At 32.2% G+C, this 26,375-nt stretch carries 22 protein-coding genes, 1 tRNA gene and 1 pseudogene; 16 read left to right on the top strand and 8 right to left on the bottom strand.

Going from position 1 to position 26,375, the window contains the following annotated elements:
* Positions 1-33 precede the first annotated feature (33 nt).
* Positions 34-1,830 carry a translation elongation factor 4 gene (gene lepA / locus WBG07_RS18915; RefSeq protein ID WP_340203638.1) on the top strand — a complete coding sequence of 599 codons (1,797 nt, stop codon included), beginning with the start codon at positions 34-36 and terminating at the stop codon, positions 1,828-1,830.
* 121 nt (positions 1,831-1,951) lie between these two features.
* On the opposite strand, the gene WBG07_RS18910 is transcribed toward lepA, so the two are convergent.
* Positions 1,952-3,778, bottom strand: coding sequence for a cation:proton antiporter (locus WBG07_RS18910; protein ID WP_340203636.1), 1,827 nt, complete (start codon positions 3,776-3,778; stop codon positions 1,952-1,954).
* A 103-nt stretch (positions 3,779-3,881) separates the two neighbouring features.
* Between WBG07_RS18910 and WBG07_RS18905 the strand changes: the two genes are divergently transcribed.
* The 10 genes from WBG07_RS18905 to WBG07_RS18860 all read left to right on the top strand — a co-directional run bounded on the left by WBG07_RS18905 (position 3,882) and on the right by WBG07_RS18860 (position 15,509).
* The gene (locus WBG07_RS18905; protein WP_340203634.1) at positions 3,882-4,757 is read left to right on the top strand and encodes a universal stress protein; all 876 of its coding nucleotides are present in this window, start codon (positions 3,882-3,884) and stop codon (positions 4,755-4,757) included.
* Positions 4,754-6,991 carry a SulP family inorganic anion transporter gene (locus WBG07_RS18900; RefSeq protein WP_340203632.1) on the top strand — a complete coding sequence of 746 codons (2,238 nt, stop codon included), beginning with the start codon at positions 4,754-4,756 and terminating at the stop codon, positions 6,989-6,991. The genes WBG07_RS18905 and WBG07_RS18900 overlap by 4 nt, the downstream gene beginning before the upstream one ends.
* Before the next feature lie 121 nt (positions 6,992-7,112).
* A complete protein-coding gene (locus WBG07_RS18895) occupies positions 7,113-7,973 on the top strand; it encodes an MBL fold metallo-hydrolase (protein ID WP_340203631.1) in 861 nt (286 codons plus the stop codon).
* A 9-nt stretch (positions 7,974-7,982) separates the two neighbouring features.
* Positions 7,983-9,596: a S8 family peptidase gene (locus tag WBG07_RS18890; RefSeq protein WP_340203629.1), complete on the top strand. Its 1,614-nt coding sequence runs from the start codon at positions 7,983-7,985 to the stop codon at positions 9,594-9,596.
* Between the two features lie 16 nt (positions 9,597-9,612).
* Complete coding sequence (locus WBG07_RS18885; RefSeq protein ID WP_340203627.1) at positions 9,613-11,535, top strand: M1 family metallopeptidase; 1,923 nt, start codon at positions 9,613-9,615, stop codon at positions 11,533-11,535.
* Between the two features lie 118 nt (positions 11,536-11,653).
* Positions 11,654-12,031, top strand: coding sequence for a ribonuclease P protein component (rnpA, locus tag WBG07_RS18880; RefSeq protein ID WP_340203625.1), 378 nt, complete (start codon positions 11,654-11,656; stop codon positions 12,029-12,031).
* Positions 12,028-12,870 carry a DUF4349 domain-containing protein gene (locus WBG07_RS18875; protein WP_340203624.1) on the top strand — a complete coding sequence of 281 codons (843 nt, stop codon included), beginning with the start codon at positions 12,028-12,030 and terminating at the stop codon, positions 12,868-12,870. Before rnpA ends, WBG07_RS18875 begins: the two co-directional genes overlap by 4 nt.
* A gap of 24 nt (positions 12,871-12,894) precedes the next feature.
* Positions 12,895-14,517 (top strand): S41 family peptidase, encoded by a 1,623-nt coding sequence (locus WBG07_RS18870; protein ID WP_340203623.1) that lies wholly within the window; start codon positions 12,895-12,897, stop codon positions 14,515-14,517.
* Positions 14,518-14,609: 92 nt separating this feature from the next.
* Positions 14,610-15,011, top strand: a complete 402-nt coding sequence (locus WBG07_RS18865; protein WP_340203622.1) for a DUF2721 domain-containing protein — start codon at positions 14,610-14,612, stop codon at positions 15,009-15,011.
* Positions 15,012-15,017: 6 nt separating this feature from the next.
* Positions 15,018-15,509, top strand: a complete 492-nt coding sequence (locus WBG07_RS18860; protein ID WP_340203620.1) for a GNAT family N-acetyltransferase — start codon at positions 15,018-15,020, stop codon at positions 15,507-15,509.
* A gap of 27 nt (positions 15,510-15,536) precedes the next feature.
* Here the strand turns inward: WBG07_RS18860 and WBG07_RS18855 are convergent, their stop codons facing one another.
* Genes WBG07_RS18855 through rpiB form a run of 3 tightly spaced genes read right to left on the bottom strand, consistent with a single transcriptional unit; the run spans position 15,537 to position 17,385 of the window.
* Positions 15,537-15,980, bottom strand: coding sequence for a GNAT family N-acetyltransferase (locus WBG07_RS18855; RefSeq protein WP_340203618.1), 444 nt, complete (start codon positions 15,978-15,980; stop codon positions 15,537-15,539).
* Positions 15,981-16,033: 53 nt separating this feature from the next.
* Positions 16,034-16,945 (bottom strand): cation diffusion facilitator family transporter, encoded by a 912-nt coding sequence (locus WBG07_RS18850; RefSeq protein WP_340203616.1) that lies wholly within the window; start codon positions 16,943-16,945, stop codon positions 16,034-16,036.
* Positions 16,945-17,385, bottom strand: a complete 441-nt coding sequence (rpiB, locus tag WBG07_RS18845) for a ribose 5-phosphate isomerase B (protein ID WP_340203614.1) — start codon at positions 17,383-17,385, stop codon at positions 16,945-16,947. Before rpiB ends, WBG07_RS18850 begins: the two co-directional genes overlap by 1 nt.
* 679 nt (positions 17,386-18,064) lie before the next feature.
* Between rpiB and WBG07_RS18840 the strand changes: the two genes are divergently transcribed.
* Positions 18,065-19,246: a T9SS type A sorting domain-containing protein gene (locus WBG07_RS18840; protein WP_340203612.1), complete on the top strand. Its 1,182-nt coding sequence runs from the start codon at positions 18,065-18,067 to the stop codon at positions 19,244-19,246.
* A gap of 10 nt (positions 19,247-19,256) precedes the next feature.
* Here the strand turns inward: WBG07_RS18840 and WBG07_RS18835 are convergent, their stop codons facing one another.
* The gene (locus WBG07_RS18835; RefSeq protein ID WP_340203610.1) at positions 19,257-19,499 is read right to left on the bottom strand and encodes a DUF2007 domain-containing protein; all 243 of its coding nucleotides are present in this window, start codon (positions 19,497-19,499) and stop codon (positions 19,257-19,259) included.
* A gap of 609 nt (positions 19,500-20,108) precedes the next feature.
* On the opposite strand from WBG07_RS18835, the gene rnr reads away from it, so the two are divergent.
* The 3 genes from rnr to WBG07_RS18820 all read left to right on the top strand — a co-directional run bounded on the left by rnr (position 20,109) and on the right by WBG07_RS18820 (position 23,791).
* On the top strand, positions 20,109-22,325 hold the full coding sequence (gene rnr, locus WBG07_RS18830; protein ID WP_340203608.1) for a ribonuclease R: 2,217 nt from the start codon (positions 20,109-20,111) through the stop codon (positions 22,323-22,325).
* Positions 22,326-22,391: 66 nt separating this feature from the next.
* Positions 22,392-23,066, top strand: a complete 675-nt coding sequence (locus WBG07_RS18825; protein WP_340203606.1) for a head GIN domain-containing protein — start codon at positions 22,392-22,394, stop codon at positions 23,064-23,066.
* Positions 23,067-23,098: 32 nt separating this feature from the next.
* The gene (locus tag WBG07_RS18820) at positions 23,099-23,791 is read left to right on the top strand and encodes a LysE family translocator (protein WP_340203604.1); all 693 of its coding nucleotides are present in this window, start codon (positions 23,099-23,101) and stop codon (positions 23,789-23,791) included.
* A 33-nt stretch (positions 23,792-23,824) separates the two neighbouring features.
* Here WBG07_RS18820 and WBG07_RS18815 read toward each other — a convergent pair.
* The 3 genes and pseudogenes from WBG07_RS18815 to WBG07_RS18805 form a co-directional block, all read right to left on the bottom strand.
* Positions 23,825-23,895: transfer RNA gene (locus WBG07_RS18815), tRNA-Cys, on the bottom strand.
* A 69-nt stretch (positions 23,896-23,964) separates the two neighbouring features.
* A complete protein-coding gene (gene folB, locus WBG07_RS18810) occupies positions 23,965-24,330 on the bottom strand; it encodes a dihydroneopterin aldolase (RefSeq protein ID WP_340203602.1) in 366 nt (121 codons plus the stop codon).
* Positions 24,331-24,441: 111 nt separating this feature from the next.
* Positions 24,442-24,612, bottom strand: a pseudogene (locus WBG07_RS18805) (transposase); the annotation flags it as partial.
* A gap of 294 nt (positions 24,613-24,906) precedes the next feature.
* Between WBG07_RS18805 and WBG07_RS18800 the strand changes: the two are divergent.
* The coding region (locus tag WBG07_RS18800) for a leucine-rich repeat domain-containing protein (protein WP_340203601.1) at positions 24,907-26,375 on the top strand (1,469 nt) is incomplete at its 3' end.

Below are 26,375 nucleotides of genomic sequence, written 5' to 3'. Positions count from 1 at the left end.
TTTGCAAACTGAATGATAAGGACTTAAGGCCCAATGAAGCACATACGTAATTTTTGCATTATAGCTCATATTGATCACGGTAAAAGTACCCTAGCCGATAGACTACTTGACTATACAGGCTCTGTAACCGAACGTGAAAAACAGAATCAATTATTAGATAATATGGATCTGGAAAGAGAGCGTGGTATTACCATTAAATCTCACGCTATTCAAATGGAGTATGAATATGAAGGAACTCAATATATTTTAAACTTAATTGACACGCCTGGTCATGTTGATTTTTCTTATGAAGTTTCTAGATCTATAGCTGCTTGTGAAGGTGCGCTTTTAATTGTTGATGCAGCACAAAGTATACAAGCGCAAACTATTTCTAACCTTTATCTTGCATTAGAAAATGATCTTGAAATTATTCCGGTACTTAATAAAATAGATCTTCCCAGTGCAAACCCAGAAGAGGTTACAGATGATATTGTAGAACTGTTAGGTTGTGATCCTTCTGATGTGATTCCTGCCAGTGCAAAGACAGGACAAGGTATTGGAGAAATTTTAACTGCAATTATTGAAAAAGTTCCAGCTCCAAAAGGAGATCCTGAAGCTCCTTTACAAGCCCTTATTTTTGATTCTGTTTACAATCCTTTTCGTGGAGTAGAAACCTATTTTAGGGTAATGAATGGTGAAATTAAAAAGGGACAAAAGATTAAGTTTTTTGCTACCAAAAAAACCTACTTTGCAGATGAGGTGGGAACATTAAAACTCACTCAGTATCCTAGAGAAGTGATTAAAACTGGTGATGTAGGCTATCTTATTACGGGTATAAAAGATGCCAGAGAAGTAAAAGTAGGAGATACGATTACCGATGCTGTAAATCCGACAGAAATTCCTATTGAAGGCTTCGAAAATGTTAAGCCTATGGTTTTTGCCGGTATCTATCCGGTAGATACTGAGGAGTATGAAGAATTGAGAAATGCTATGGAAAAGTTGCAGCTTAATGATGCCTCCCTAGTTTTTGCTCCTGAAAGCTCTGCTGCACTTGGTTTTGGTTTCCGCTGTGGTTTCTTAGGCATGTTACATCTAGAAATCGTTCAAGAAAGACTTGAGCGAGAGTTTGAAATGACTGTAATTACAACGGTTCCTAATGTAAGTTATCATGCATACACTAAAAAAGAACCAGATATTCAGGTTTTAGTAAATAATCCTTCTGATCTTCCAGATCCTTCTAAACTAGACCGAGTAGAAGAACCTTATATAAAAGCTTCTATTATAACCAAATCTGATTTTGTAGGGCCTGTTATGTCTCTTTGTATTGAGAAAAGAGGGGAAATAACCAACCAAACTTATCTTACTCCTGAAAGAGTAGAACTTAGTTTTGATATGCCTCTTGCAGAAATTGTATTTGATTTTTATGATCGTTTAAAAACAGTCTCAAAAGGCTATGCCTCCTTTGATTATTCTCCTATAGGTATGCGAGAATCTAAGCTGGTAAAAGTAGATGTTCTAATAAATGCCAACTCTGTAGATGCCCTTTCTGCACTTATTCATGCAGACAATGCATATAACATTGGTAAAAAAATGTGTGAAAAATTACGGCAATTAATCCCTAGACAACAGTTTGATATTCCTATACAAGCTGCGATTGGTGCAAAAATTATTTCTCGCGAAACTATTAAAGCGCTTCGGAAAGATGTAACTGCTAAATGTTATGGTGGTGATATCTCCAGAAAGAGAAAACTACTTGAAAAACAGAAAAAAGGTAAAAAAAGAATGAGACAAGTAGGAAATGTAGAGATCCCTCAACAAGCATTTATGGCAGTACTTAAATTAAATGATTAATCTAATTAAAACGTATAAATTAAAAAAGAAGCTGCTAAAAACAGCTTCTTTTTATTTTTTATCTAAGACATTTTCTCAAAGGAAAATTTTATAATAGCAAAATATACCCGTATTCTTAAGATTATAGATATTCTTTAGGTTTTCCTAGATACACCAATTTGTATCCATCTTCAATCTTTAATTCTTCCTTTTTAAAATTAGCTAGAATTTTAAGATCGCCGTCTAAGTCTTTTACAAAAACAGGAATGGTATCTTTTACTTGATTTAAAGCTTCTAATTCTTTTAAAAATTGTTGATGAGAAGAAAGTTCTATTTCATTTATTTTGGGATAATCCCGAGCCACTTCCATTAAATTAATATAATCGTCTTTTTTAGAAAATAGTATTTCTAAGGGTTGGTAATCTGGCTCTCGCATTTCCTCTGGTGTGATTAAACGGAAAGCACCGTTTTCTCCTAACTGATTTCTAAATCTGTCTATTGCATGTTTGTTTACTTCTTTGCTTCCAGTAAGCGCCATTAAATAGCCTATATCACTAAATTCTATATTATCTGAAAGGTTTTCAGCAAAAATATTTGCTTCCTGTGCTTCAAGACCCATTTCCCTAGCGCTTTCTACATTTTCTCGGTTACTATCAATTAATACTACATGCCTATCGTTCTTCTGAAGATATTGTGCAATGAGCCTTGAAAACTGAGAGGCGCCCACTATAAGGATTCCATTAGAATTTTTAAGAAAAACACCTAATAACTTAGCAAATAAGCGAGCTGTTGTTGCATTTAACAAAACGGTTCCTAATACAATGGTAAATACTAAAGGAGTTATGTATTCTGCTCCTGCTACTCCGTTTTGAACTAATTTGGTGCCAAATAAAGAGGCAATACCGGCTGCAACAATACCCCTGGGGCCAACCCAGCTTATAAAAAGTTTTTCATTGAGCTTTAGATTAGAACCTCCACTACTTAAAAAGACACCAATAGGTCTTACAATGAAAACAATAATAGCAAAAAGAATGGCGGTATTCCAATTAAATACTAGTTCCATATCTTTTATTTCAATATTGGCGGCTAAGAGAATAAATAGAATAGAAATAAGTAAAACACTCAAAGATTCTTTAAAATATAAAAGCTCTTTAATATTTGGGAGGTTTGTATTACCCATTACCATACCCATAACAACAACCGCAAGTAAACCAGATTCATGTGCAAAAATATCTGACTCCACAAATACCAATAATACAACAGATAATGAGACTACGTTAAGAAGGTAATGTGGTATCCATTGTTTTTTTATCGTAAATGCCAGTGCGTGCGCAAATGTAAAACCAAAAGTAGTACCAAAAAGTAGAATTTTTCCAAATTCTATAAGTGCTGTCTTTGTATAACCTGTTCCCTCGCCTACACTTATAAACTCAAATACCAATACTGCCACCAAAGCTCCAATAGGGTCTATGAGTATTCCTTCCCATTTCAATACTGCAGAAACATCTTTTCTCAAAGGAATATTTCTAAGAATGGGGCCAATAACCGTAGGGCCCGTAACAATAATCAATGCGGAAAAAAGAAAGGAAATTTCATAACTCAATCCAAAAAGAAAATGTGCAGTAAACCCCGCACCAAAGAAAGTGACTAATGAACCTATAGTAATCAACTTTGTAATTGCAGGACCCACTCTTTTAATCTCGTTTTGCTTTAACGTTAACCCTCCTTCAAAAAGAATAATACTAATAGCAAGCGAAACAAAATAAAATAAACTATCTCCAGGAAAAAGCCCCCGTTCACCATCCCACCTTGGTTGTATCCACTTTTGATGATCTTCGGTAAATAAGGTTGATATTGGTCCAACAAGCAAGCCAATAAGGATAAGAGGTAATATAGCAGGTATTTTAAACTTCCAAGCAACCCATTGCGCCAGTATTCCAAAGATAATAATGCTTGCCAGCTCTAACATATTCTATTTTTATCGTGAAAATACTATTTTTTTTCAATTGAAGTTTCAAATTTCAAGCTTCTTTGTTTTGTAAGAAAAAAAAACTATCTTTCTCGATTAAGCTATGTTGACCAATAAACTAAGTATACATAATATCCTAACCGGGATTGCCTTTTCACCTAACCTACGAGCAAACTTTTATGAGGCAGCTCGTCTTTCCGCATTTTTTGGCGCACGTCTTATATTGGTACATGTAGGTTCTAAGACTAAACAGAAAGAGGAAGTTATAAATCTCATTATTCAGGATTTTTGTGAAAAAAACACCTATAATCAGCCCATAGAAATTATTTGGGAAGAAGGATTAATAGTACCTGTGATTTTAAAAGCAATTGATAGATTTAAAGCAGATCTTTTAATTTTAGGAGCTTTAAAAAAAGAACAATTGCTTAAATATTATATGGGGTCTATTGCCAGAAAACTCACGCGAAAAGCTCCTTGCTCTGTTTTATTGCTTATAAAACCTTCCGTAGTGAGAAAACCTAGCGATCATATAGTTGTTAATGGTCTTAATGCTAACCAAACTCCTCAAACCATATTTGATTCTTTTGCAATTGCCCAAATTCTAGGTTCCGTAAAAATTACCATTATAGAAGAAGTTAGCAGGCAGGAAGTGAATGTAATGGTAAATGATGATAGAAGTCTTAGAAAAGCAACTCTTATAAAGGAAAGGATTACCAGACGAGAAGCGTTTAGAGTACAGGAAATTATTCATCAAATCCCTGAAAACCTAAAAAAGGGTATTCTTATCAAATTACAAAGTATTTTTGGTAAAAGGGGTTATTCTATTGGGCATTATGCAAATCTTGTAAGGGCCGATTTACTAATTATGAACGCTCCTTCAAAAACTCGATTTTTAGATCGGCTTTTTCCTCATGATATTGAATATATCTTGAGTGAACTTCCTACCGATGTTTTGGTCATCAAGGAAAGAGATTCATGATAAAATCTAAAAGCGCTTTCAAAACCTTTACTTCTTCACTCCCAAAAAATATTTTTTCCGGATTTGTGGTCTCTCTCATTGCGCTACCTCTTGGTCTTGGTCTTGCACTTGCCTCAGAAGCACCCCCAATTGCCGGAGTCATATCAGCCGTTATTGGTGGTACAGTGGTTGCTATTTTAGGGGGGTCACATGTAACTATCACAGGACCGGGAAATGGCTTAGTTGTTATCTTATTAAGTGCTATCACTCTTCTTGGTGGAGGTAATTTATACGAAGGCTATATCATTACACTTGCTGCTATTGTTTTTTCTGGAGCTCTTATGATGCTTTTAGGTTTTTTGAGGTTGGGTATTCTGAGTGATTTTTTTCCAGCATCTGCCATACAAGGTATGCTAGCCGCTATTGGTATCAGCATTTTTGCTAAGCAATTTCACGTTATGTTGGGGCAACCAGAAACTACAGGTTCTGTAGTACAATTGTTATTGAAGATTCCAAGCGCAGTTTCTGTATTACTATCAAGTCAAGGCAATACATCACTTCTGGCAGCTGCTTTGGTTGGTGTTATAAGCCTTGTAATTATGTTTGGGTATCCTAAAATACGTAATCAGTTATTTCAACTCGTTCCTGCCCCTATGTGGATTGTAATTTTAGTAATTGGTATGAGTTACTATTACGAATTTTTTAGTTCTCAACCTTATCCAATTTCTGAACATTTATTAATCAATATTCCATCAAACATTTCAAAAAGTTTTGCTTTTCCAGATTTTTCTAAGGTACTATCTCTTCAGTTTTGGGGTGTTGTTTTTGGAATTACACTAATTGCAAGTATTGAATCTTTATTAAGCATTAAAGCGGTTGACAAGCTAGATGCTCAAAAAAGACGTACCAATGTAAATAAAGATTTAAAAGCATTAGGGCTAGCTACTATAATAAGTGGTTTTGTTGGAGGGCTCAATGTAGTAACTGTAATAGCCCGTAGTTCTGTAAATGTAAATAATAGTGCATCTAACCGTTCATCCAATTTTTTCCATGCAGCTTTTTTACTCCTTTTTATCCTTTTGTTTTCCGAACAATTAAAACGTATTCCACTTCCGGCATTAGCAGCTATTCTAGTTTACACAGGATTAAGACTCGCAACACCAGATAGTATTCGCAAGATTTCTAAAATTGGTAATGAGCAACTACTTATCTTTTTTATAACTCTTTTATTCACGTTAGTAACTAATCTTATTACGGGTATTAGTATAGGAGTGCTTACTACCTTAATCACTCACATGGTTATTAATCGCAGTTTTACACTTTTCTTTCAAAACTTTAGAAAACCTAATGTTTTAATGTTTACAGAAGAAAAAGGTAATTATTATGTGAGTGTAAAGAACTTTTGTAGTTTTCTAAATTTTCATCGTTTGAAACACAATCTGGATGCTATTCCAGAAAGCGCTGATGTTATTCTGGATTTTACCATGTGCGATTTTGTAGACCATACGGTACTGGATAACCTCAACAATTACCAGCAATCTTTTCTTCGTAGAGGAGGTCATTTTGAGATTATTGGTTTGGATAGTCATGATACCGATTCTGTACACCCTTTTGCAATTAGAAAAATTATTCCGTCTAAAACGATAACTAGGATTGAAAAATACCTTACCAAAAGACAAGGCCTTATCAAAAGTATTGCTCAGGATTTTTCTTGGAGTTATGAAGCTGCTAAACAAAACGATGTTTTATTTCTATATCAATTTTTGTTTTTTGAAACACGAAAAATCAATCATTTATACAATGAACTTAAGAATGAACAACAAGATTGTAGGGTATTTGATATAGAATATAGTGAAGGTGCTTTTATTGCTAAAGAAGTGCTGCATTCAACATTTTTGTTTATTAATATTAATGCAGTTATTCCTGCCTTTACTTTAGATAGGGAAGGACTACTTGAAAAGGTCTATCAATGGGCGGGTTTTGATGATATTGATTTTCAAGATCATCCAGACTTTTCAAATCGTTTTTACCTCTACGGTGAAAATGAAGAGGCTATTAGAGCATTTTTTACAGATGAGTTGATCTTGTTTTTTGAAAGTAATCCATATTATCACATAGAATCTAACGGCACCGCTTTACTTATAAAAGGTAAAGAACGCTTATTTGGTATCCAAGAGATTAAAAAATTGATTGATTTTGGTAATAGATTCGCTCAATTACTTAAAAAACATCCTTTTTTGTTAAAAATAAAATAATAAAAAGCCTAGTTTCTTAAAATGTTTTGGGTTTTTGTTAATTTGCATTGCTGTGAAATAATGTGTATTCTTCGTAATTACTTATTCCCATAATCACATTATTATAAATTGAGTGTAAACAATGAAATTACATCCCATTGAAACGGGAAACTTTAAGTTAGATGGTGGAGCTATGTTTGGAGTGGTTCCCAAAACTATTTGGAGTAGAACAAATCCCGCTAATTCTAATAATTTAATAGATATGGCTGCCCGTTGCCTTCTTATTGAAGAAGGTAATCGTCTTATTCTAATAGATACCGGAATGGGTAATAAACAAAGTGAAAAATTCTTTGGTTATTATGACTTATGGGGAGATTATGATTTAGACAGCTCTCTAGAAAAAGCCGGATTTCACCGAGACGATATTACCGACGTTTTTATGACACATTTACATTTTGACCACTGTGGCGGATGTATAAATTGGAATAAAGATAAAACAGGCTTTGAGCCAGCTTTTAAAAACGCTCGCTTTTGGACTAATAAAAACCATTGGCAATGGGCTACAGAACCTAATGCAAGAGAAAAAGCTTCTTTTCTAAAAGAGAACATTATGCCTCTGGAAGAAAGCGGTCAATTACATTTCATTAAAACACCCTCTGGAAACTACAGTAGTAATTTAGAGATGGGTTTTGATATTCTATTTGTAGATGGACATACCGAAAAGCAGATGCTTCCAACATTAAAATATCAAGGTAAAACATTGGTTTTTATGGCAGATTTGTTGCCTACTACTGGTCATATTCCACTTGCTTATGTCATGGGTTATGATACAAGACCATTGATTACACTTAATGAAAAGGCTGTATTTCTAGAAAAAGCAGCCAATGAAAATTACTATTTATTTTTAGAACATGATGCAAATACAGAACTTTGCACAGTAAAACATACAGAAAAAGGCATTCGTCTTGACCAAACTTTTACTTTTAATGAAATTTTCAACTAAAAATTATTTATGAAATTTATAAAACCGTTTTTAAGTATAGCTGTGGTAGCGTCCACCCTGCTATCATGTGGCACTACTACAATACTTTCAACTCCTATTGAGAATATTGATACTAATCCTGTAAAAAGAGCCAAACTAGCAGAAAACGAGTTAAAGCGTTGGAATATGCTTGACCTAATACTTGATACTGTTCCTGGAATGAGTGTTAACAGAGCCTATACAGATGTGATTAAAGGTAGAAAAGGAAAAACGGTAATCGTAGGGGTTATTGATTCTGGTGTAGATATAGAACATGAGGATTTGGCAGGAATTATATGGAAAAATACCTCAGAGAAACCCAATAACGGGAAAGATGATGATAATAATGGATATGTAGATGACATTCATGGATGGAACTTTTTGGGTGATGCGGTTCATGAAAATCTAGAATATGTTAGAATCCTAAAAAAGGGAGATGATGGATCTGAAATTTACCAAAAAGCTAAAGCAGAGCGGCAACAACAATACCAAAAAAGTCTTCAGGAAAAACAACAAGTAGATATGCTACTGCAACAAATACCAGAAGCAAATAAAGTTATTAAAAAGCACTTGGGTAAAGATTCATTTACCATAGATGACGTTGACGCAATCATTAGCACAGATCAAGCTGTTAATCAAGCCAAAGGATTGTTGTTATTTTTAGACCGTAATGATTTAGATTATGACAAGATCAAAGACTATGCAGATACTTCCATCTATAGTATGCTAAACTATAATCTTAACCTTGAATTTGATGGTAGAAAAATAGTAGGCGATAATCCTAATGATTTTAACGATAAAAACTACGGGAATAATAATGTAATGGGTCCAGACAAAGAAAGTATTTCTCATGGAACGCACGTTGCTGGTACTATTGCCGCGATAAGAAATAATGGTAAAGGAATTGATGGAGTATCAAATAATACAAAAATTATGGTACTTAGAGCAGTTCCAGATGGTGATGAATACGATAAGGATATTGCACTTGCTATTAGATACGCGGCAGATAATGGAGCCAAAGTAATTAATACAAGTTTTGGTAAGGCATATTCCCCAAATGCAGAGTGGGTTATGGATGCTATTAAATATGCGGCTTCAAAAGATGTACTAATCGTAAATGCGGCAGGAAATGAGAGTAAAAATATTGATAAAAATAATGTTTATCCTAATGATTCTTATAATGGAAATTCAGAATACGCAGACAATATGATTGTAATAGGTGCTCTTAATTACAAATATAATGGGGAGCTAGTAGCAGGCTTTTCAAATTATGGTCAAAACACCGTTGATCTTTTTGCGCCAGGTGTAAAAATTTGGTCTACAGTCCCTAATAATGAATATGATTACTCAGACGGTACTTCAATGGCCGCACCAGGAGTAGCAGGAATCGCTGCACTCATTAGATCTTACTACCCAAAGCTATCTGCCAATCAAGTAAAAAAGATTCTTATGGCCTCAGGACTTTCTACCAAGCTTAAAGTAGCGGCAGGAAAGAACGGTATTTCAAAAACCTTGAATGAGATATCCGTTTCTGGTAAAATTGCTAATGCCTACAATGCTTTAATTTTGGCAGACAAAGTTTCTAAAGGAGCTGTGAATCTTTAAAATATAAATGAAAAAAATGAAAAAAACCATCATTACACTTCTTAGTATTGGATGCTTTATTAGTGCATGTGCCAAGAATCCTCCTGAAAATACAAAGTCTACTATTAACAACAATACAGTTTCTTCAAAAATGTATTGGCAACAACACGTAGATTATAAAATGGAGATAGCTGTGAATGTTGAAAACTATCAATATTCTGGTATACAAAAACTAGTGTATACAAATAACTCTCCAGATGTTTTAACCAAAGTATATTACCATTTATACTTTAATGCTTTCCAACCTGGAAGTGAAATGGATATTCGGCTTCAAAATATTGTAGATCCAGACAGTAGAATGGTTAATGCGATTACTGATGAAAATGGTAAAACTATCTATGAAAGCAGAATAGCAAAACTTTCACCAGATGAAATAGGATATTTAAAAGTCCTTTCTTTAAAACAAAATGGTAAAAAGTTAAATTATGAAACCGCTGGAACCGTTTTAGAAGTTTCATTAAATAAACCGCTACAACCTGGTTCAAGTACCACTTTTGATATGAAATTTGAAGGACAGGTGCCAGTACAGATTAGACGCTCCGGAAGAAATAATAAAGATGGTGTAGCTTTATCAATGACTCAATGGTATCCCAAAATGGCAGAATATGATTTTGAAGGTTGGCACGCAGATCCATATATTGCTCGTGAATTTCATGGTGTATGGGGAGATTATGATGTGAAAATTACTATTGACAAGGATTATATCTTAGGAGGATCTGGATACCTGCAAAATCCTGAAGAAATTGGTTTTGGTTATGAAAAACCAGAAACCAAACTCAAAAAGCAACGAGGAAAAACAAAGACTTGGCATTTTAAAGCACCAAATGTACATGATTTTACATGGGCTGCAGATCCAGACTATATTCATGATACGGTAGCAACCAAAAGTGGAACAACGCTTCATTTTCTCTATAAGAATGATCCTAATGTTATTGAAAACTGGAAAAAAATTCAACCGTTAACCGCTGATTTATTGGCATATTATAATGAGCATATAGGACCGTATCCATGGAAACAGTATTCCGTAATTCAAGGGGGAGATGGTGGTATGGAATATGCCATGTGCACGCTTATTACTGGTGGTAGTAGTTTTAATGGTCTGCTAGGCACTACTGCCCATGAAATGGCACACGCATGGTTTCAACATATCTTGGCTACTAATGAATCAAAACATTCATGGATGGATGAAGGCTTTACTTCTTATATCTCTGATCTGGCAGAAAACTACGTTCTAGGAAAATCTCCTGAAAACCCATTTAAAAGTGCTTATAACAATTACTTTAGGTTAGTTACTTCTGGTGTAGAGCAACCACAAACAACACACTCAGACCGTTATAATTATAACTTTGCTTATAGTATTGCTGCTTATAGTAAAGGAGAGGTTTTTCTAGCGCAATTAGGCTATATTATTGGGGAGGATAAATTAAAAGAAACTATAAAAAAATACTTTGAAGATTTTAAATTCAAACATCCTACACCTAACGATATTAAACGTACCGCAGAAAAAGTTTCGGGTATAGAACTAGATTGGTATCTAACAGACTGGACGCAAACTACAAATACCATTGATTATGCAATAGGTGATGTAATAGGTGATGAAACTAGCACGAAAGTAAGCTTACAACGTATAGGCCTTATGCCAATGCCATTAGATATCTTGGTTACATTTAAAGATGGTTCTAAAGAATTGTATTATATTCCTTTAAGAATGATGAGAGGCGAAAAGGCAAATCAGCAACCTGAACTTAAAAGAACTACATTAAAAGATTGGGCCTGGGCATATCCTAGTTATGAGTTCTCAATTAATCAACCTAAAGGTAAAATTGCAACTATTCAGATTGACCCATCTCAATTGTTGGCAGATATTCGTAAAGATAATAACAAGGTAGAGATTGAATAGTCTTTGAGTCCTTTCAAGGCACCTAGAAAATTCTTTATTAAAAACATTTGAAACAAAAAGAACCGTCTAGAATCTATTCCAGACGGTTTTCCTATTTTTACCACTTATTATAGCCTTAATGGATCAACGTTTTCCAAAAATAGAAAAACTAAAAAGTAGCAAGCTTATTGAAAAGATTTTTGTGGAAAGAAAAGGAGTCTCTAAATACCCTCTTAAGGTTTTTTTTACTGAATCTCCTTATGAAAACGTTCCATTAGCTCAAGCAGGATTTTCCGTTTCCAAACGTAATTTTAAAAAAGCAGTAGATAGAAATCGTATAAAACGTTTAATGCGAGAGGCATATAGACTTCAAAAAACGGTTCTTTTTAACAATCTATCAACACCTCATGCGTTTATGTTTTTGTATCTTGGTAAAGAAGAGCCCGATTATAAGCTTATAGAAACAACCATGGAACAATTATTGATTAAGTTCCTTGAAAAAACATGCCATTTATGAAAATTAAATTTTTAAGTACTCTTATCATATGTATACTATTTGCTTGCTCTGATGAATCTGTTGAAACAAAAGATACTCTTAGCTTTTCGCCAGCAGTATCAGAATTAAGTAACGTTGATTCTTATTCAGAGGAAGAAGTTAACACTTATTCACAAAAGGCTACTAAAAGTAATTATAAAGCTGATAAACAAAAAATAATATTACAAAGTTATCTCACGTTTGAAACCTCAGATATGGAGAAGACTTATCAGAATTTAGCGGCTTATATTAAAGATAATAATGGGTATCTGCAAAGTGACCAATCTAATAAGAATTACAATAGAATTAACAGAACCATTGTAGCCAGAATTCCATCAAAAAATTTTCAAAATGTAATTGATTCTGTAAGTAAGGATGTATCTTACTTTGATACTAAAAATATTACGGCAACAGATGTTACCGAAGAATTTATAGATGTCTCTGCACGATTAAAAGCAAAAAAAACACTGGAAGCTAGGTATTTGGAATTACTTACTAAGGCTAAAAACGTGAAAGAAATTCTGGAGATTGAAAAAGAGCTATCTATAATTCGTGAAGAAATTGAATCGCGTGAAGGACGCTTAAAATATCTTGAAAATAGCGTAGCTTATAGCACAATAACTGTTCAGTTTTATAAAGTAAGTACCAGTAAAGGAATAACTATTTCTTATGGTTCTAAGATGTGGAATGCCGTTAAAGATGGCTTTAATGGACTTTCCGTATTTTTCCTTAGAATATTACATTTTTGGCCTTTTATTGTCTTTTTGCTACTTTTTATATTTATTATGCAAAAAAAACTCTCTAGAAAAAAGAAAAAATAAGACACCCGTTTTAAAAAGAAAATCATGAAAAAGAAAATTGTTGTACTAATATCCGCAGTGCTAATACTCTTTGTAAGTGTTGGTTTTAAAAGTGACTTTTTTGAGATTGCAAAGCAAATAGAAATCTTTACTACTTTATTCAAAGAACTCAACATGAATTATGTGGATGAAACTAATCCAGCAGAATTAATGGATACAGCCATTAAAAATATGCTGGAAGATTTAGATCCTTATACCCGATATTTAAATGAACAGGACGTTGAAGAATACAAAATAAAAAATGCAGGAGAATATTCAGGTATTGGAGCCATTGTAAGAGGGTACAAAGACAAGCTTCTTGTGGTAGAACCCTATAAAGGATATCCAGCAGATTTGGCTGGTCTTAAAGCAGGAGACGAAATTATTAAAATAGGTGATATTGAGGTAGCAGATTTTAAAGATGATGCTAGCGAACTATTGAAGGGTGCCGTAAAAAGTAAAATAGACATTACCTTTAAAAGACAAGGAGAAACTAAACAAACCACTTTAGTAAGGGAAGAAATTGAAGTAGATGCTGTTCCCTTCTACAGTAAAATAGATAATAAAACAGGTTATATAGTGCTGTCTAAGTTTAATAGGAAAGCATCTGCACAAACTAAAGAAGCCTTAGTTGACTTAAAAACAGAAGGTGTTGAACGTATTATTCTAGATTTAAGAGGAAACCCTGGTGGATTGTTAACTGAAGCTATTGATGTGACCAATCTTTTTGTACCAAAAGGAGAACTTATTGTTACCACAAAATCAAAGGTTAAGAAATTTAATAAAGAATATAAAACTAGAAACAAGCCTGTAGATACACAAATTCCTCTTATTGTCTTGGTTGATGGAGGAAGTGCATCTGCCAGTGAAATTGTTTCTGGTGCTTTACAAGATTTAGATAGAGCGGTAATAATTGGCACCAGAAGCTTTGGTAAAGGTTTGGTGCAAAGACCTCTAAAACTTACCTATGGTACGCAACTAAAGGTAACTATTTCTAGATATTACACTCCTTCTGGAAGATGTATTCAAGCCTTAGATTATTGGAATAGAGATGAAAATGGAAAAGCAGTGAGAACAGATGCTTCACGTTATAATGCCTTTAAAACTAAAAATGGAAGAACTGTTTATGACGGTGGAGGTATTGCACCCGATCTTGAAATTACCTCTCTAAAGAATACCAAAATTACCACTGCATTACTTAATAATAATGTGATTTTTGATTATGCTACACGGTATTATTACAGAAAGTCTTTTGCTTCTATTGATGAATTTAATTTTACAAAAAAAGATTATGAAGACTTTAAAAAATTTGTAAAAACTGGCAACTTTGAGTATCAGACAAAAACCGAAAAAACCATTAAAAAATTAATGGAAAGTGAAGAAACCGTAGAACTTGGAGCTACTGTACTTATTGACTATCAAAAGTTACTTTCTGATATTGAGCGAAGTAAAGTTGCCGCTCTTGAAATTCATAAAACCAAATTGGAAAATGAATTGAAAGATGAGATTATAAAAAGATATTTTTACAGAGAAGGACTCTATAATTATTATTTAAAAAATGATGAGGCTATTGTTACAAGTAAAAAAATTCTAGCAGATAAAAATAACTACCTAAAACTCCTGAAATAATAAAATAACCCAGCTAATAACAAAAAATAAAATAACGCTTCTCTGAGATGATCTTAGAGAAGCGTATTTTTATAAAGAAATTTGTATTAAAAATGAATCAAATTGCACTCACTACTCCCGGACTATTATTTTCGGCTATTTCCTTATTACTATTAGCCTATACAAATCGTTTTTTAGCAATTGCTGCATTAATACGAAAGCTTTATGAAGATTATAAAATAAATCCGTCTAGTCTTCTAGAAGGTCAAATACTAAATCTTAGAATTAGACTTAACCTCATTAAAAATATGCAACTCTGGGGTGTGATAAGTCTTTTTTTATGCGTTTTATGCATGTTTCTTATATTCTTTGATAAACCTCTAATTGGACAATGGGTTTTTGGAGGCGGGCTTTTATTACTTCTTATTTCTTTAGGGCTGTCAATAAAAGAAATTCAAATTTCTGTAAATGCCTTGAATCTACAATTAAAAAGTATGGAAAAAGAAAAATCCTAATGATCTATGGAAATAATTCAAGCAACGCATCTTCAATTACCGGAAATTAGTGAAATGGCGCAGATTATATGGCCTTATAATTATAAAAACATGATTTCTGCTGCGCAAATAGACTATATGCTAGACCTGATGTATAGTAATGCATCTTTAAAAGAACAACTGCAAAAAAACCATGTTTTTCTTATTGCAAAAGAAAATAAAAAGCCTGTAGGATTTGCTTCTTATGAAGCTAATTTTGAAAATAAGCAAGAAACGAGACTTCATAAAATCTATGTGCTTCCAGAAACACAAGGAAAAGGAATAGGTAGAAAAATGCTGTATGAAGTAATCCGTATTTCTTCAAAAAATGGTGATAAAAAAATTTCTCTCACGGTAAATAGAACCAATCCTGCTGTGCAATTCTATAAAAATTTAGGTTTTAAAATTACCAATAGTGTAGATATGGAAATTGGTAATGGATTTTTAATGGAAGATTATATTATGAAAAAAAAATTGTAATCGCCCATAATTTATGGTAAAATTTTCTTATTCATTATGTACCATATTAATATGTGGGATGCCGTCTTCCAAATAAGTATCACCTTGAACTTTAAAGCTATGCTGACTATAAAAATCTATAAGGTATGTTTGTGCAGACAATCGTATTTTGCTTGTTTGGTAATGGTCTTTTATGGCAACAATAGAAGCTTTTAGTATAAGATGCCCATATCCAAATTTACGTTGGGATGCCGCTACTACTACCCTACCTATAGAAGCCTCCTCAAAATAATCTCCTGGCTTAAAAATTCTTGTATACGCTATAATTTGTTCATTCTTTACACCTATTACATGTAAAGCTTTTTGATCTTTTCCATCAAGATCTTGGTAAACACAATCCTGTTCAACTACAAATACTTCACTTCGTAATTCTAACAGTTTATAAAGTTCCAGTAAGGATAACTCATTAAAATTTAATATTTTAATTTCCATAATGTTAAATTCTAAAGACTGCTTTTAATAAAAATATATACCCATTTTTAGCTTTAATCTTGTACGATAATATCCTTAGCATCACATTTACCAAATTCAGGCTGAATATTAATATGATTAATACTAAAATCATTATATAAACGCTCTTCAATAGTATTAAGAATAGTATCAAATTCAGACAATTTTATATCTTCACTAAAATCTATATGTGCTTCTAAGTGAACTTCTTCTTCATTTAATTGCCATATATGTACATGGTGCATATTTTTTATTCCTTCTATTTTGCAAATCTCATTTACAATTTCCTTTACCTGTAAATCTTGTGGTGTAAACAACATTAATACTCTAAGAGAGTTTTTAAGTAAATCAAAACCAACCCATATAAGATAGATAGCAATAGCAAAAGTTAGAACACTATCTATCCAGAATATTTCATAAAACTTCATTAACAATCCACCTATTAACACTGCTATAGAAGCCATCATATCTGTTAATAAATGTAGGTATGCAGATTTCATGTTCATATTTTTGTCTGCATCCTTTTTGAGTAATAAAACACTAAATCCATTTGCTACAATACCTAATAAGGAAAGCCAAATAACTAATCCGGACGAAATCTCTTCTGGCTGTTGAAATCTCTTTATTGCTTCTATAATTAATAATATGGCAACAATAATTAATGTGGACGCATTTACAAAAGCAGCTATAATTTCAGCACGCTTGTAACCAAAAGTCTTAGCATGAGATGCTTTCTGTTTAGAAAGAATATTAGCGATATAACTAATAACCAAAGAAATTACATCACTAAAGTTATGCAATGCATCAGATAAAAGAGCAAGACTTCCAGAAACAATACCACCTACAACTTGAGCAGCTGTGATAATAATATTAAGGAAAATGGATATAAACAGATTTTTACCTGTCAAATTACCATGGTCATGTATGTGATTATGTGAATTTTCCATTAACTACTGCAGCCTGAACTAATTTTTTCAACACGGTTTTGATGTCTTCCCCCTTCAAAATTAGTTTTCAAAAACGTGTGTACCATATCTAAAGCTTGAGGTAAAGAAACAAATCTTGCAGGGATACTTAAAACATTGGCATTGTTATGTTGCCTTGATAACTCAGTTAACTCTTTATTCCAACACAATGCAGCTCTAATACCTTTATGTTTATTAGCTGTCATTGCAGCACCATTACCACTGCCACAAATAATAATTCCTAAATCTGAATCATTTTTCTCAACAGCCTCGGCAACTGGGTGGATAAAATCTGGATAATCTACGCTAGAAATATCATCTGTACCATAATTAGTGGTCTCTATACCTTCTGTTTTTAACATTCCAAGAATAGCAAACTTATATTCTGTACCTGCGTGATCATTTCCAATAGCTATTTTCATATTTTCGTTTTTAATTGTCTATTACAAAGGTAAAAAACTGCTTACGAAAGCTAAGAAGTACAGTATGTTAATTTAAATTTTTAATTTATTAGTAATCAGTTAGGTATACATTAACATTAAATGTTCATAACCTGTGATTAAAAAGGAAAGCTTTATTTGCAGATCTCCATTGAAATATGAATATGCTTTTTTATTAGTAATAACCATTACTTTCTATAAGTATTTGTATCAAACTTATCAAACAACTATAAGAAGGTATTAACAGAAAACTGATTTCTTTTTATAACCAAATGAATGTTCATTTTAGTTGTTGACAACTGTTAATCAAATCTTAAAATAGATTCATTTTAAGCGTCTTATCTAGCTCATAAATTGTTAACTAATCTTGATAATTAGATTATATTGAAAATAGAAAATAATAGGCTATTTATTTATACCACCTATCAACATACTATAATAAACAACAAAATATTTTTAAAATTTATAAAAAAGAAATCTATGTATTAATAATTGTTAATTACTTAGTATTTACAAGGGTTTGAGACTGCTTTTTAGACTTATAAGAAAAGGTAGAGAATTAAATAAATTATGCATTTCATCGAAAAAATTATACAGTTTGTCGATGTTTTTAAAATATTTTTATACTTTAGTCCTCGTTAAACCCCAAATTTAATTTCACATGAGACAACTTTACTTCGCATTCTTATTATGTAGTATACTAGTAAATGCACAGGACATTAAGATCAAAGACGCTAACTTTGAAAGAGCTTTAATAGAACGAGGATTTGATGTAGGAAATCCAGATGGCTTGATAAACAGAAATGCAGTAGGAACTGTTACATTTTTAGATGTATCTGGAGAATCAATTGAAGATTTATCTGGAATAGAAGCTTTTGAAAGTTTACAAACGTTAATTGCTGATAATAATGAGATCAGTCTATTAAATTTAAGTGAAAATGCTCAAATAAAAGAAGTGAGTATGTATAATAACAAACTTTCTTCTGTAAATTTTTCACAGAATAGCAAGCTTGAAAAACTAAATGCTTTTAAGAATAAACTAGGTTCTATAGATTTAAGTAATAATAGAAACTTAACTTATCTTGCAATTGCAGATAACAATCTTACTGAATTAAATCTGTTCAATAATAAGCAATTGGAAACTTTATATTGTCAAGATAACCAATTGTCAAGTTTGAATATCAGTAATACTCCAGAATTGAAGATTTTGAACTGTGAGTACAACAATATTGTTGATCTTTCTATTGAGAATGACACTAAACTTGAAATTTTGAATGCTTCTAATAACAATCTAAAAACATTAGAGGTACCAACAAATAGTGCATTACAACAAATAAACGTAATGTATAATTCAATTGCAGAACTTGATCTATCTCAAAACAAAGTACTCACAGCTATCTTAGTAGGATATAATAGCTTGAGTTCTTTAAATATAAGAAATGGAAATAATGACAATCTTCAAATCTTTAGAGCAGAAGGTAATGATGCATTAGAATGTATTACAGTAGACGATATGATTGCTGATACGAATGCTGAAAATGTTACAGGAAGATGGAATAAAGATTATAACACAGGTTTTTCTGCAAACTGTAAAGCAGCTGTAAATAACAGTATAGTTCAAAAATCATTTACTTTCTTTGTTGGAACAGATAGAACTCTAAATATTAACAGCGATCAAAAAGCATCACTCCAAATACTTAACCTACAAGGCGTGGCGGTGATTTCTAAAAATCTAGAAGAAGGTTTGAATGCTATAAACCTCAACAATGCTTTAAGCGATGTATATGTACTACAGATTAATAGCGAATATGGTACTTATACGAAAAAGTTTATCCTTAACTAAAAATTGGAATTTAAACAATTTTTAATGGAGACCCTTTTTCATCTAGATTTTTAATGATCTCAATGGTTGCTGTAACATCATCTCTATGAACTTTTAACCGTATGCCCCCTAAAGCATTAGAGTAAAAAGGTGTAATAGCAACCATTGTTTCATTTTCAAAATTGTAACGAATACCTTCCTCAGATAAAATAGTTTTAAGAACCATGTATTCATATGGATAAGTAAAAGTAGCTACCAAAATAAAATCTTTCATAGAAGTAATTATTCTCAGTAAAAATATTAAATAAAAATACATCGGTTTTCGGATTACTCCAAAATTAAAATAGCCTCTCCACAAGAAGGCTATTTTTTTATTTAAAAATGTATAATTAGAAAATTACAAAACGATGCTTCTAAGTACATTTTGTAAATAAAATAATCATCTATAGTAATACAATAATTAGCTTTTAAATTTAAAGAAGAAAGTTTTTTATTTTTTTGAATGATTTAAGATACTTTTTTAAGAAGTTGTTTCTAATTATGAAAATAAACTTCATGAATATATTAGATCAAAAAAGAAATTTGGTCTTAACTGCAGATTGTTTTGTAGTTTTGTGCGCATCTGCAGCTCGAACTTCCTCTGTCCTATTCATTGAATAATTAATATAACCTACAAAAGACAATACACCCGCTAGAAAAATGCAGACAAAAAGGATGATTATCTTGTAAACTCGCTTCATTTTATAGTATTGAGAGTATGTTCTTTTTAAATAGACGAACTAAAAACTAGAATGTTACAATTTTTTTAATAAAACTTTAACTTTTAAAGAGATAACGTAAAAACGGTATTAATTCGTATTTTACAAATGAAATAAATTATTATATGTCAAAAAGAAATAACAGAGCACAAAAACATGAAAATAACCGAATCACAAGAGGTATTTTTACAGTGCTCGAAAGAGATGCTTCAAAGGATTTTAACTATAAACAAATTGCCGCTAAATTAGGAATAGATAATGCTAGCGGAAGAAATATGTTGATAAAAAGACTTACACAATTAAAAGAAAAGAAAAGGATTTTAGAAATAGAAAGAGGTAGATATAAGGCTTTACAAAATAGAAACTATCTTACTGGAATTATTGATATTAATTCTAGGGGTAATGCGTATGTAATAACAGAAGAATTAGACGATGATGTTTTTATACCGAATAATAAATTTAACAAAGCTCTTCATAAAGATGAAGTAGAAATTTATGTATACCCTAGAAGAAAAGGCAAGAAACAGGAGGGTGAGGTTACCAAAATTATAAAAAGAGCAAAGTCTTCTTTTGTTGGAGTTATTCAAATTCAAAAAAATTTCGCATTTGTTTCAACCAGAGATCCTAGAATGTATACAGATATTTTTATTCCCAAAAATAAAATAGGAAAGGCAGAAGAAGGTGATAAAGTTTTGGTTGAAATTATAGAATGGCCTGATAGTTCTGATTCACCTATTGGATTGGTAACCGATGTTTTGGGAAAACCAGGTGAACACAATACAGAAATGCATGCGATCCTTGCAGAATATGGGTTGCCTTATAGTTTCCCTGATGAAGTGGAGCACTTTGCAAATAAATTAGATACTTCTATTACGGAAGAGGAAATTAAGAAAAGAAGGGATATGAGATCAGTAACTACTTTTACTATTGACCCTAAAGATGCGAAGGATTTTGATGATGCACTTTCTTTTCAAGTATTAGAAAATGGAAATTTTGAAATAGGTATTCATATCGCAGATGTATCTCATTATTTAGAACCAGGTTCTATTTTAGATGAAGAAGCATATGAAAGAGCTACTTCGGTTTATCTAGTAGATAGAGTAGTACCTATGCTTCCTGAAGTACTTTCAAACGGAGCGTGTTCACTAAGACCTAATGAAGAGAAGTATACATTTTCTGCCGTTTTTGAAATGAATTCGGATGCTAAAATATTTAATCAATGGTTCGGTAGAACAGTTACCTATTCAGATAGAAGATTCGCTTATGAAGAAGCTCAGGCAATTATAGAATCTGGTAGTTTTGAAGTACCTGGAGAAGTTTCTCTAACTGGAGAAACTTATGAAGTAGAAGAGAAAATAGGGAACGCAATCCTAACAATGGATAAAATGGCTAAAAAAATGCGCTCTAGGCGTATGAAAGCGGGTGCTATTTCTTTTGATAAAGTGGAAGTTAAATTTCATCTGGATCAAGAAAACGATCCAACAGGTGTTTATTTTAAAGAGGCTAAAGATGCAAATAAGTTAATTGAAGAATTTATGCTTCTGGCTAATAGAAAAGTGGCAGAATTTATTGGCAAGCGTGATCCAGAACCTGTTTTTGTATATAGAATACATGATGAACCCAACGAGGAAAAATTAATGCTCTTGCAAGGGGTGATTTCTAGATTTGGATATGGTATTAATATGAAAAATAAAAAGAGTATTAGTGATTCTATTAATTCTCTTTTAGATGAGGTGCAGGGAAAGAAAGAGCAAAATTTGGTAGATACACTCACCATTCGCTCTATGAGCAAGGCAGTATATACTACAGAAAATATTGGGCATTACGGACTTGCTTTTGATTACTACACCCATTTTACGTCCCCTATAAGAAGATATCCAGATGTAATGGTACATAGACTTCTTCAACATTATTTAGACGGAGGAAAGTCCGCTAACAAAGAAATTTTTGAAGATAAATGTAGGCATTCATCAAACATGGAAAATTTAGCTGCCAATGCAGAAAGAGATTCTATAAAATACATGCAAATCAGATTTATGGAAGAGCATAAAGAGCAAGATTTCTTAGGTGTAATATCTGGTGTAACAGAGTGGGGTATTTATGTAGAAATTATAGAAAACAAATGTGAAGGGATGATTCGTATCAAGGAGATTAAAGGAGATTATTTTACATTTGATGAGAAACAGTATGCATTAGTAGGTGAACGAACAAAGAAAACATATCAACTAGGTGATGAAGTGGTTGTAAAGGTAAAAAGCACAGACTTAGCTAAAAGACACTTAGATTTTGATCTTTTGGGAAAACGCGAAGAATTGTCAAAAGCAGAAATACTTACAAATTAAAGATTTGGAATAGTTTTTGTCCAGATAATACAATTGAATAAGTAAGTATTAATTAATACATTGAAAATGAAATATTTAGTAGGTATAATGTTTTTGGTTTCCTCAATCGCGATCGCACAAGATGGGTTATTGCAACAGGAATTAGAAAAGTTTGATGAAATAAAGGTGTTTGATGGTATTTCTGTGGAATTGATTAAAGCAAACGAAAATAAAATTGAAGTTACAGGTTCTGATGTAGACGAAATAGCCATCATTAATAAACGAGGTCGTTTAAAAATTAGAATGGAAATAGATCGAATCTTTAGCGGATATAAAACTTTTGTAAAAATTTATCATACAGAAGCCATTTATCTAATAGACGCTAATGAAAATGCCTTTATTGAAATTCAAGAACCTCTTAAGCAAATTAATGTTACTTTAAGAACTCAAGAAGGTGGTCAAATAAAAGCAGCATTGGATGTACAACGTTTAGAAGTGAAATCTGTAACCGGTGGAGTAATAGAAACCACTGGAAGTGCAAAAAATCAAGATATTCTGATTAATACAGGGGGTGTTTATGAAGGAGATGCACTAAAAACAGAACAAACAGAAGTAGATGTTAATGCTGGCGGAAAGGCTTATGTAAATGCAAGTAACTATGTAAAAGCATCTGTTAGAGCTGGTGGAAAAATAAGAATTTATGGGGATCCAAAAGTAATAGATAAAAAAACTTTTCTTGGAGGTAGAATTATAGAACAATAAACATTCTTCATAAATTTGTGAAAATTATTTTTATGACGCAAGACATACTGGCTGCTATACCTTGGGGAATACTTTTGGCATTCACTATTGGTCCTGTGTTTTTTGTACTTTTGGAGACTGCTGCTATCAAAGGGTTTAGAGCCGCTTTAATGTTTGATTTTGGAGTCATAGTAGGTGACATTTTTTTTATTCTAGTGGCGTATTTTAGTACCAATAAAATCTTGGAAAGATTAAAAGATGATCCTAGACTTTTTGTTTTCGGAGGAGTTATTTTGGTGAGTTACGGCATTATATCTTTTATTAAGAATAAAAAGGATTATCGAAAATCCCAGAATAGTGATACGGTCATAGACTTGTATAGAGCTAATTATTTGGCACTTTTTTTTAAAGGTTTTTTATTGAACTTTATCAATATTGGTGTTTTGGGATTTTGGCTGGGAATCATTATTGTTTTTGGTCCAAAATTGGAAATGCAACCATCAAGGATTTTTACTTTCTTTACTACCATTGTTGTAGTGTATTTTTTAGTAGACTGCATGAAAATCCTATTAGCAAAGCAACTGCGAAATAGACTTACTTCTTTTAGAATTTATAAAGTTAAGAGAGTAATTAGTATCATCTTAATGATTTTTGGAGTTGCCTTAATAGTGCAAGGCTTTTTCCCGGATGAGAAAGATAAGATTAGAAATGCCATAGAAGATATTCGGCATAAAAAGAATCCATAAAAAAAGCTTCCTGAAAAAGGAAGCTTTTTGTTGAGGCATCGAGCAGATTCGAACTGCTGTACAAGGTTTTGCAGACCTCTGCCTAGCCACTCGGCCACGATGCCATTTTGTATGGCGCAAATCTAACAAATAATTTTTAATTCATACAAGTTAAAGAGTGCATATTAAATGGATTAATCCTTTTGTCTGTCTAAAGACATCACAATGGTAACCATTTCCACATTTCCACCTATTGGAGGATTTATCTTAGAAACTTCTACAGTCGCCTTATTAGCTATAGGGATTTCAGTAAAAATCCGATTTAAGATACGTTTTGCCACATGTTCTAAAAGCTTAGAACGAATAGCCATTTCTTGTTTTACAATCCGATTGATATGTACATAATCTACTGTATCTTTTAAACGATCAGACTCAGCAGATTTCTGTAAATTGGCTTTTACACTTACGTCTACCCTGTAATCACTTCCAATTTTACCTTCTTCTACCAGACAGCCATGATACGCATATACCTGAATGTTGGTAACCTTAATAATTCCCATAAACTTTTAGTATTAGGAGCTGCAAAAGTAATGAATACTATATGCATTTTGCAGGAAAACTTTATAACCTGACTTCTATCTAATGATCTAGCACAATAGTTGTAAAATTGTAAAGCTTCCATATCTTGAATGCGCTGCCTGAGTAATATTTTTAAGTTGATTATTCATAGTTTCTAGTACAGATTTTTTTCTAAACATTATTTTATCTCTCATAGTCATAAATACATTTTTCAAGTTGTTTTTAATATTGGTAGTTAAATAGAATTCTTGATCAAATAATACAGTAATTGTTACTACCTCGCTTGTAGATATCTTAAATGTTCAATTCCTAGTCTTTCTACCCATTCTCATTCGCATTAGAACAACATAATTTTAGTTTTAGAAAATCTGGATAGAATATATTTATTTTAGGATAATCCGTTCGTTTATAGACATATAAACAGTATTTAATGATTTTAAATTAGGGGTAAATTTCATTTTTCCATACATAATGTCAACAGGTTCTTCTTCTTTTATTTTTGGAGCTCCTGATAATTAGAATTTTAATTAATAATCTTAAAAGAAAGTAATATTACGATGGGAAATATTGTAGAAGCAGAGAAAATTATTCAAAAGGCAATTGAACAAGGAAGAACATCATTACATCTAAATGAACTTTATTTGAACAATGATGACCTTATAAAATTAATGCCAAAGATTATTGAAGAGATGCCAGCTCTTAAAATTCTTAGTTTAGAAAACAATAAACTAACTACAATACCTAAGGAAATAGGGAATCTTAAGCATCTTGAACGTCTTGATTTAAGTAATAATCAACTTACTACGTTACCCAAGGAAATAGTTAATCTTAAGCATCTTGAACGTCTTGAAATAAGGGATAATCAATTCACTTCTGTACCTGAGGAAATATGGAATCTTGAGAATCTTAATGATCTTGTATTAAGTAATAATCAACTTACTACGTTACCCCAGGAAATAGGGAATCTTAAGCATCTTGAATATCTTACATTAAGTAGTAATCAACTTACTACGTTACCCCAGGAAATAGGGAATCTTGAAAAGCTTAAGAGACTTTTTTTAGATTTTAATCAACTTACATCAGTACCTGAGGAAATATTTAATCTTGAGAATCTTAGGGGACTTTATATAACGAACAATCCTTTATCAGAAGATACCATAGGTTTTTTAGATACTATAGCTTTTGGAGGAGGGCATAATATTTATGTTAGTTACGATATGGCTTCTGTTGGTGTGGCTTCTGATAATGTAGTAGAAGCAGAGAAAAGGATTCAAGAGGCAATTGAACAAGAAGAAACATCATTACATCTATCTGGACTTTCTTTGAACAATAATGACCTTATAAAATTAATACCAAAGATTATTGAAGGGCTACCAGCTCTTGAATATCTTGGTTTAAGTGATAACCAACTTACCACAATACCAAAGGAAATAGGGAATCTTAAGCATCTTGAACGTCTTGATTTTGGTGGTAACAAACTTACTACTTTACCAAAGGAAATAGAGAATCTTAAGCATCTTAAAAGTCTCCAATTAGGTAGTAATCAATTTACTTCTGTACCTGAGGAAATATTTAATCTTGAGAATCTTAAGGAACTTCTTTTAAATTTTAATCAACTTACTACGTTACCAAAGGAAATAGAGAATCTTAAGCATCTTAAGGAACTTCTTTTAAGTAATAACCAACTTACTACGTTACCTCAGGAAATAGGGAATCTTGAGAATCTTAGGGAACTTTATATAATTAACAATCCTTTATCAGAAGATACCATAGGTTTTTTAGATGCTATAGCAGCGGAGCGTAATATTCATGTTAGTTACAATATGGCTGCTTTTGATTTGGCTTCTGATTATAGATTGGTTTTGGCAAAACTCTATAGCGAGGAGCCAAATAGATTCGTGGCTTCTAAAATAAGAAAAGTAAAAAATTTAGATACTTCATGGTCTTTTGTGAATGGGAGTGCAAAGGTAATTGAAGCGCAAAAAGAATTACGTGAAATGGAGTCTCATAGTGTTGTGAGCCCTGT

The sequence above is a fragment of the Ascidiimonas meishanensis genome, from assembly GCF_037782385.1.
Taxonomy (GTDB): Bacteria; Bacteroidota; Bacteroidia; order Flavobacteriales; family Flavobacteriaceae; genus Ascidiimonas; species Ascidiimonas meishanensis.
This window is presented reverse-complemented; position numbering and strand designations above follow the sequence as displayed.

Excerpts from the sequence above, each read along its gene's own strand:
- lepA (WP_340203638.1), top strand. The coding sequence starts at position 34 with ATGAAGCACATACGTAATTTTTGCATTATAGCTCATATTGATCACGGT.
- WBG07_RS18910 (WP_340203636.1), bottom strand. The coding sequence starts at position 3,778 with ATGTTAGAGCTGGCAAGCATTATTATCTTTGGAATACTGGCGCAATGG.
- WBG07_RS18905 (WP_340203634.1), top strand. The coding sequence starts at position 3,882 with ATGTTGACCAATAAACTAAGTATACATAATATCCTAACCGGGATTGCC.
- WBG07_RS18900 (WP_340203632.1), top strand. The coding sequence starts at position 4,754 with ATGATAAAATCTAAAAGCGCTTTCAAAACCTTTACTTCTTCACTCCCA.
- WBG07_RS18895 (WP_340203631.1), top strand. The coding sequence starts at position 7,113 with ATGAAATTACATCCCATTGAAACGGGAAACTTTAAGTTAGATGGTGGA.
- WBG07_RS18890 (WP_340203629.1), top strand. The coding sequence starts at position 7,983 with ATGAAATTTATAAAACCGTTTTTAAGTATAGCTGTGGTAGCGTCCACC.
- WBG07_RS18885 (WP_340203627.1), top strand. The coding sequence starts at position 9,613 with ATGAAAAAAACCATCATTACACTTCTTAGTATTGGATGCTTTATTAGT.
- rnpA (WP_340203625.1), top strand. The coding sequence starts at position 11,654 with ATGGATCAACGTTTTCCAAAAATAGAAAAACTAAAAAGTAGCAAGCTT.
- WBG07_RS18875 (WP_340203624.1), top strand. The coding sequence starts at position 12,028 with ATGAAAATTAAATTTTTAAGTACTCTTATCATATGTATACTATTTGCT.
- WBG07_RS18870 (WP_340203623.1), top strand. The coding sequence starts at position 12,895 with ATGAAAAAGAAAATTGTTGTACTAATATCCGCAGTGCTAATACTCTTT.
- WBG07_RS18865 (WP_340203622.1), top strand. The coding sequence starts at position 14,610 with ATGAATCAAATTGCACTCACTACTCCCGGACTATTATTTTCGGCTATT.
- WBG07_RS18860 (WP_340203620.1), top strand. The coding sequence starts at position 15,018 with ATGGAAATAATTCAAGCAACGCATCTTCAATTACCGGAAATTAGTGAA.
- WBG07_RS18855 (WP_340203618.1), bottom strand. The coding sequence starts at position 15,980 with ATGGAAATTAAAATATTAAATTTTAATGAGTTATCCTTACTGGAACTT.
- WBG07_RS18850 (WP_340203616.1), bottom strand. The coding sequence starts at position 16,945 with ATGGAAAATTCACATAATCACATACATGACCATGGTAATTTGACAGGT.
- rpiB (WP_340203614.1), bottom strand. The coding sequence starts at position 17,385 with ATGAAAATAGCTATTGGAAATGATCACGCAGGTACAGAATATAAGTTT.
- WBG07_RS18840 (WP_340203612.1), top strand. The coding sequence starts at position 18,065 with ATGAGACAACTTTACTTCGCATTCTTATTATGTAGTATACTAGTAAAT.
- WBG07_RS18835 (WP_340203610.1), bottom strand. The coding sequence starts at position 19,499 with ATGAAAGATTTTATTTTGGTAGCTACTTTTACTTATCCATATGAATAC.
- rnr (WP_340203608.1), top strand. The coding sequence starts at position 20,109 with ATGTCAAAAAGAAATAACAGAGCACAAAAACATGAAAATAACCGAATC.
- WBG07_RS18825 (WP_340203606.1), top strand. The coding sequence starts at position 22,392 with ATGAAATATTTAGTAGGTATAATGTTTTTGGTTTCCTCAATCGCGATC.
- WBG07_RS18820 (WP_340203604.1), top strand. The coding sequence starts at position 23,099 with ATGACGCAAGACATACTGGCTGCTATACCTTGGGGAATACTTTTGGCA.
- folB (WP_340203602.1), bottom strand. The coding sequence starts at position 24,330 with ATGGGAATTATTAAGGTTACCAACATTCAGGTATATGCGTATCATGGC.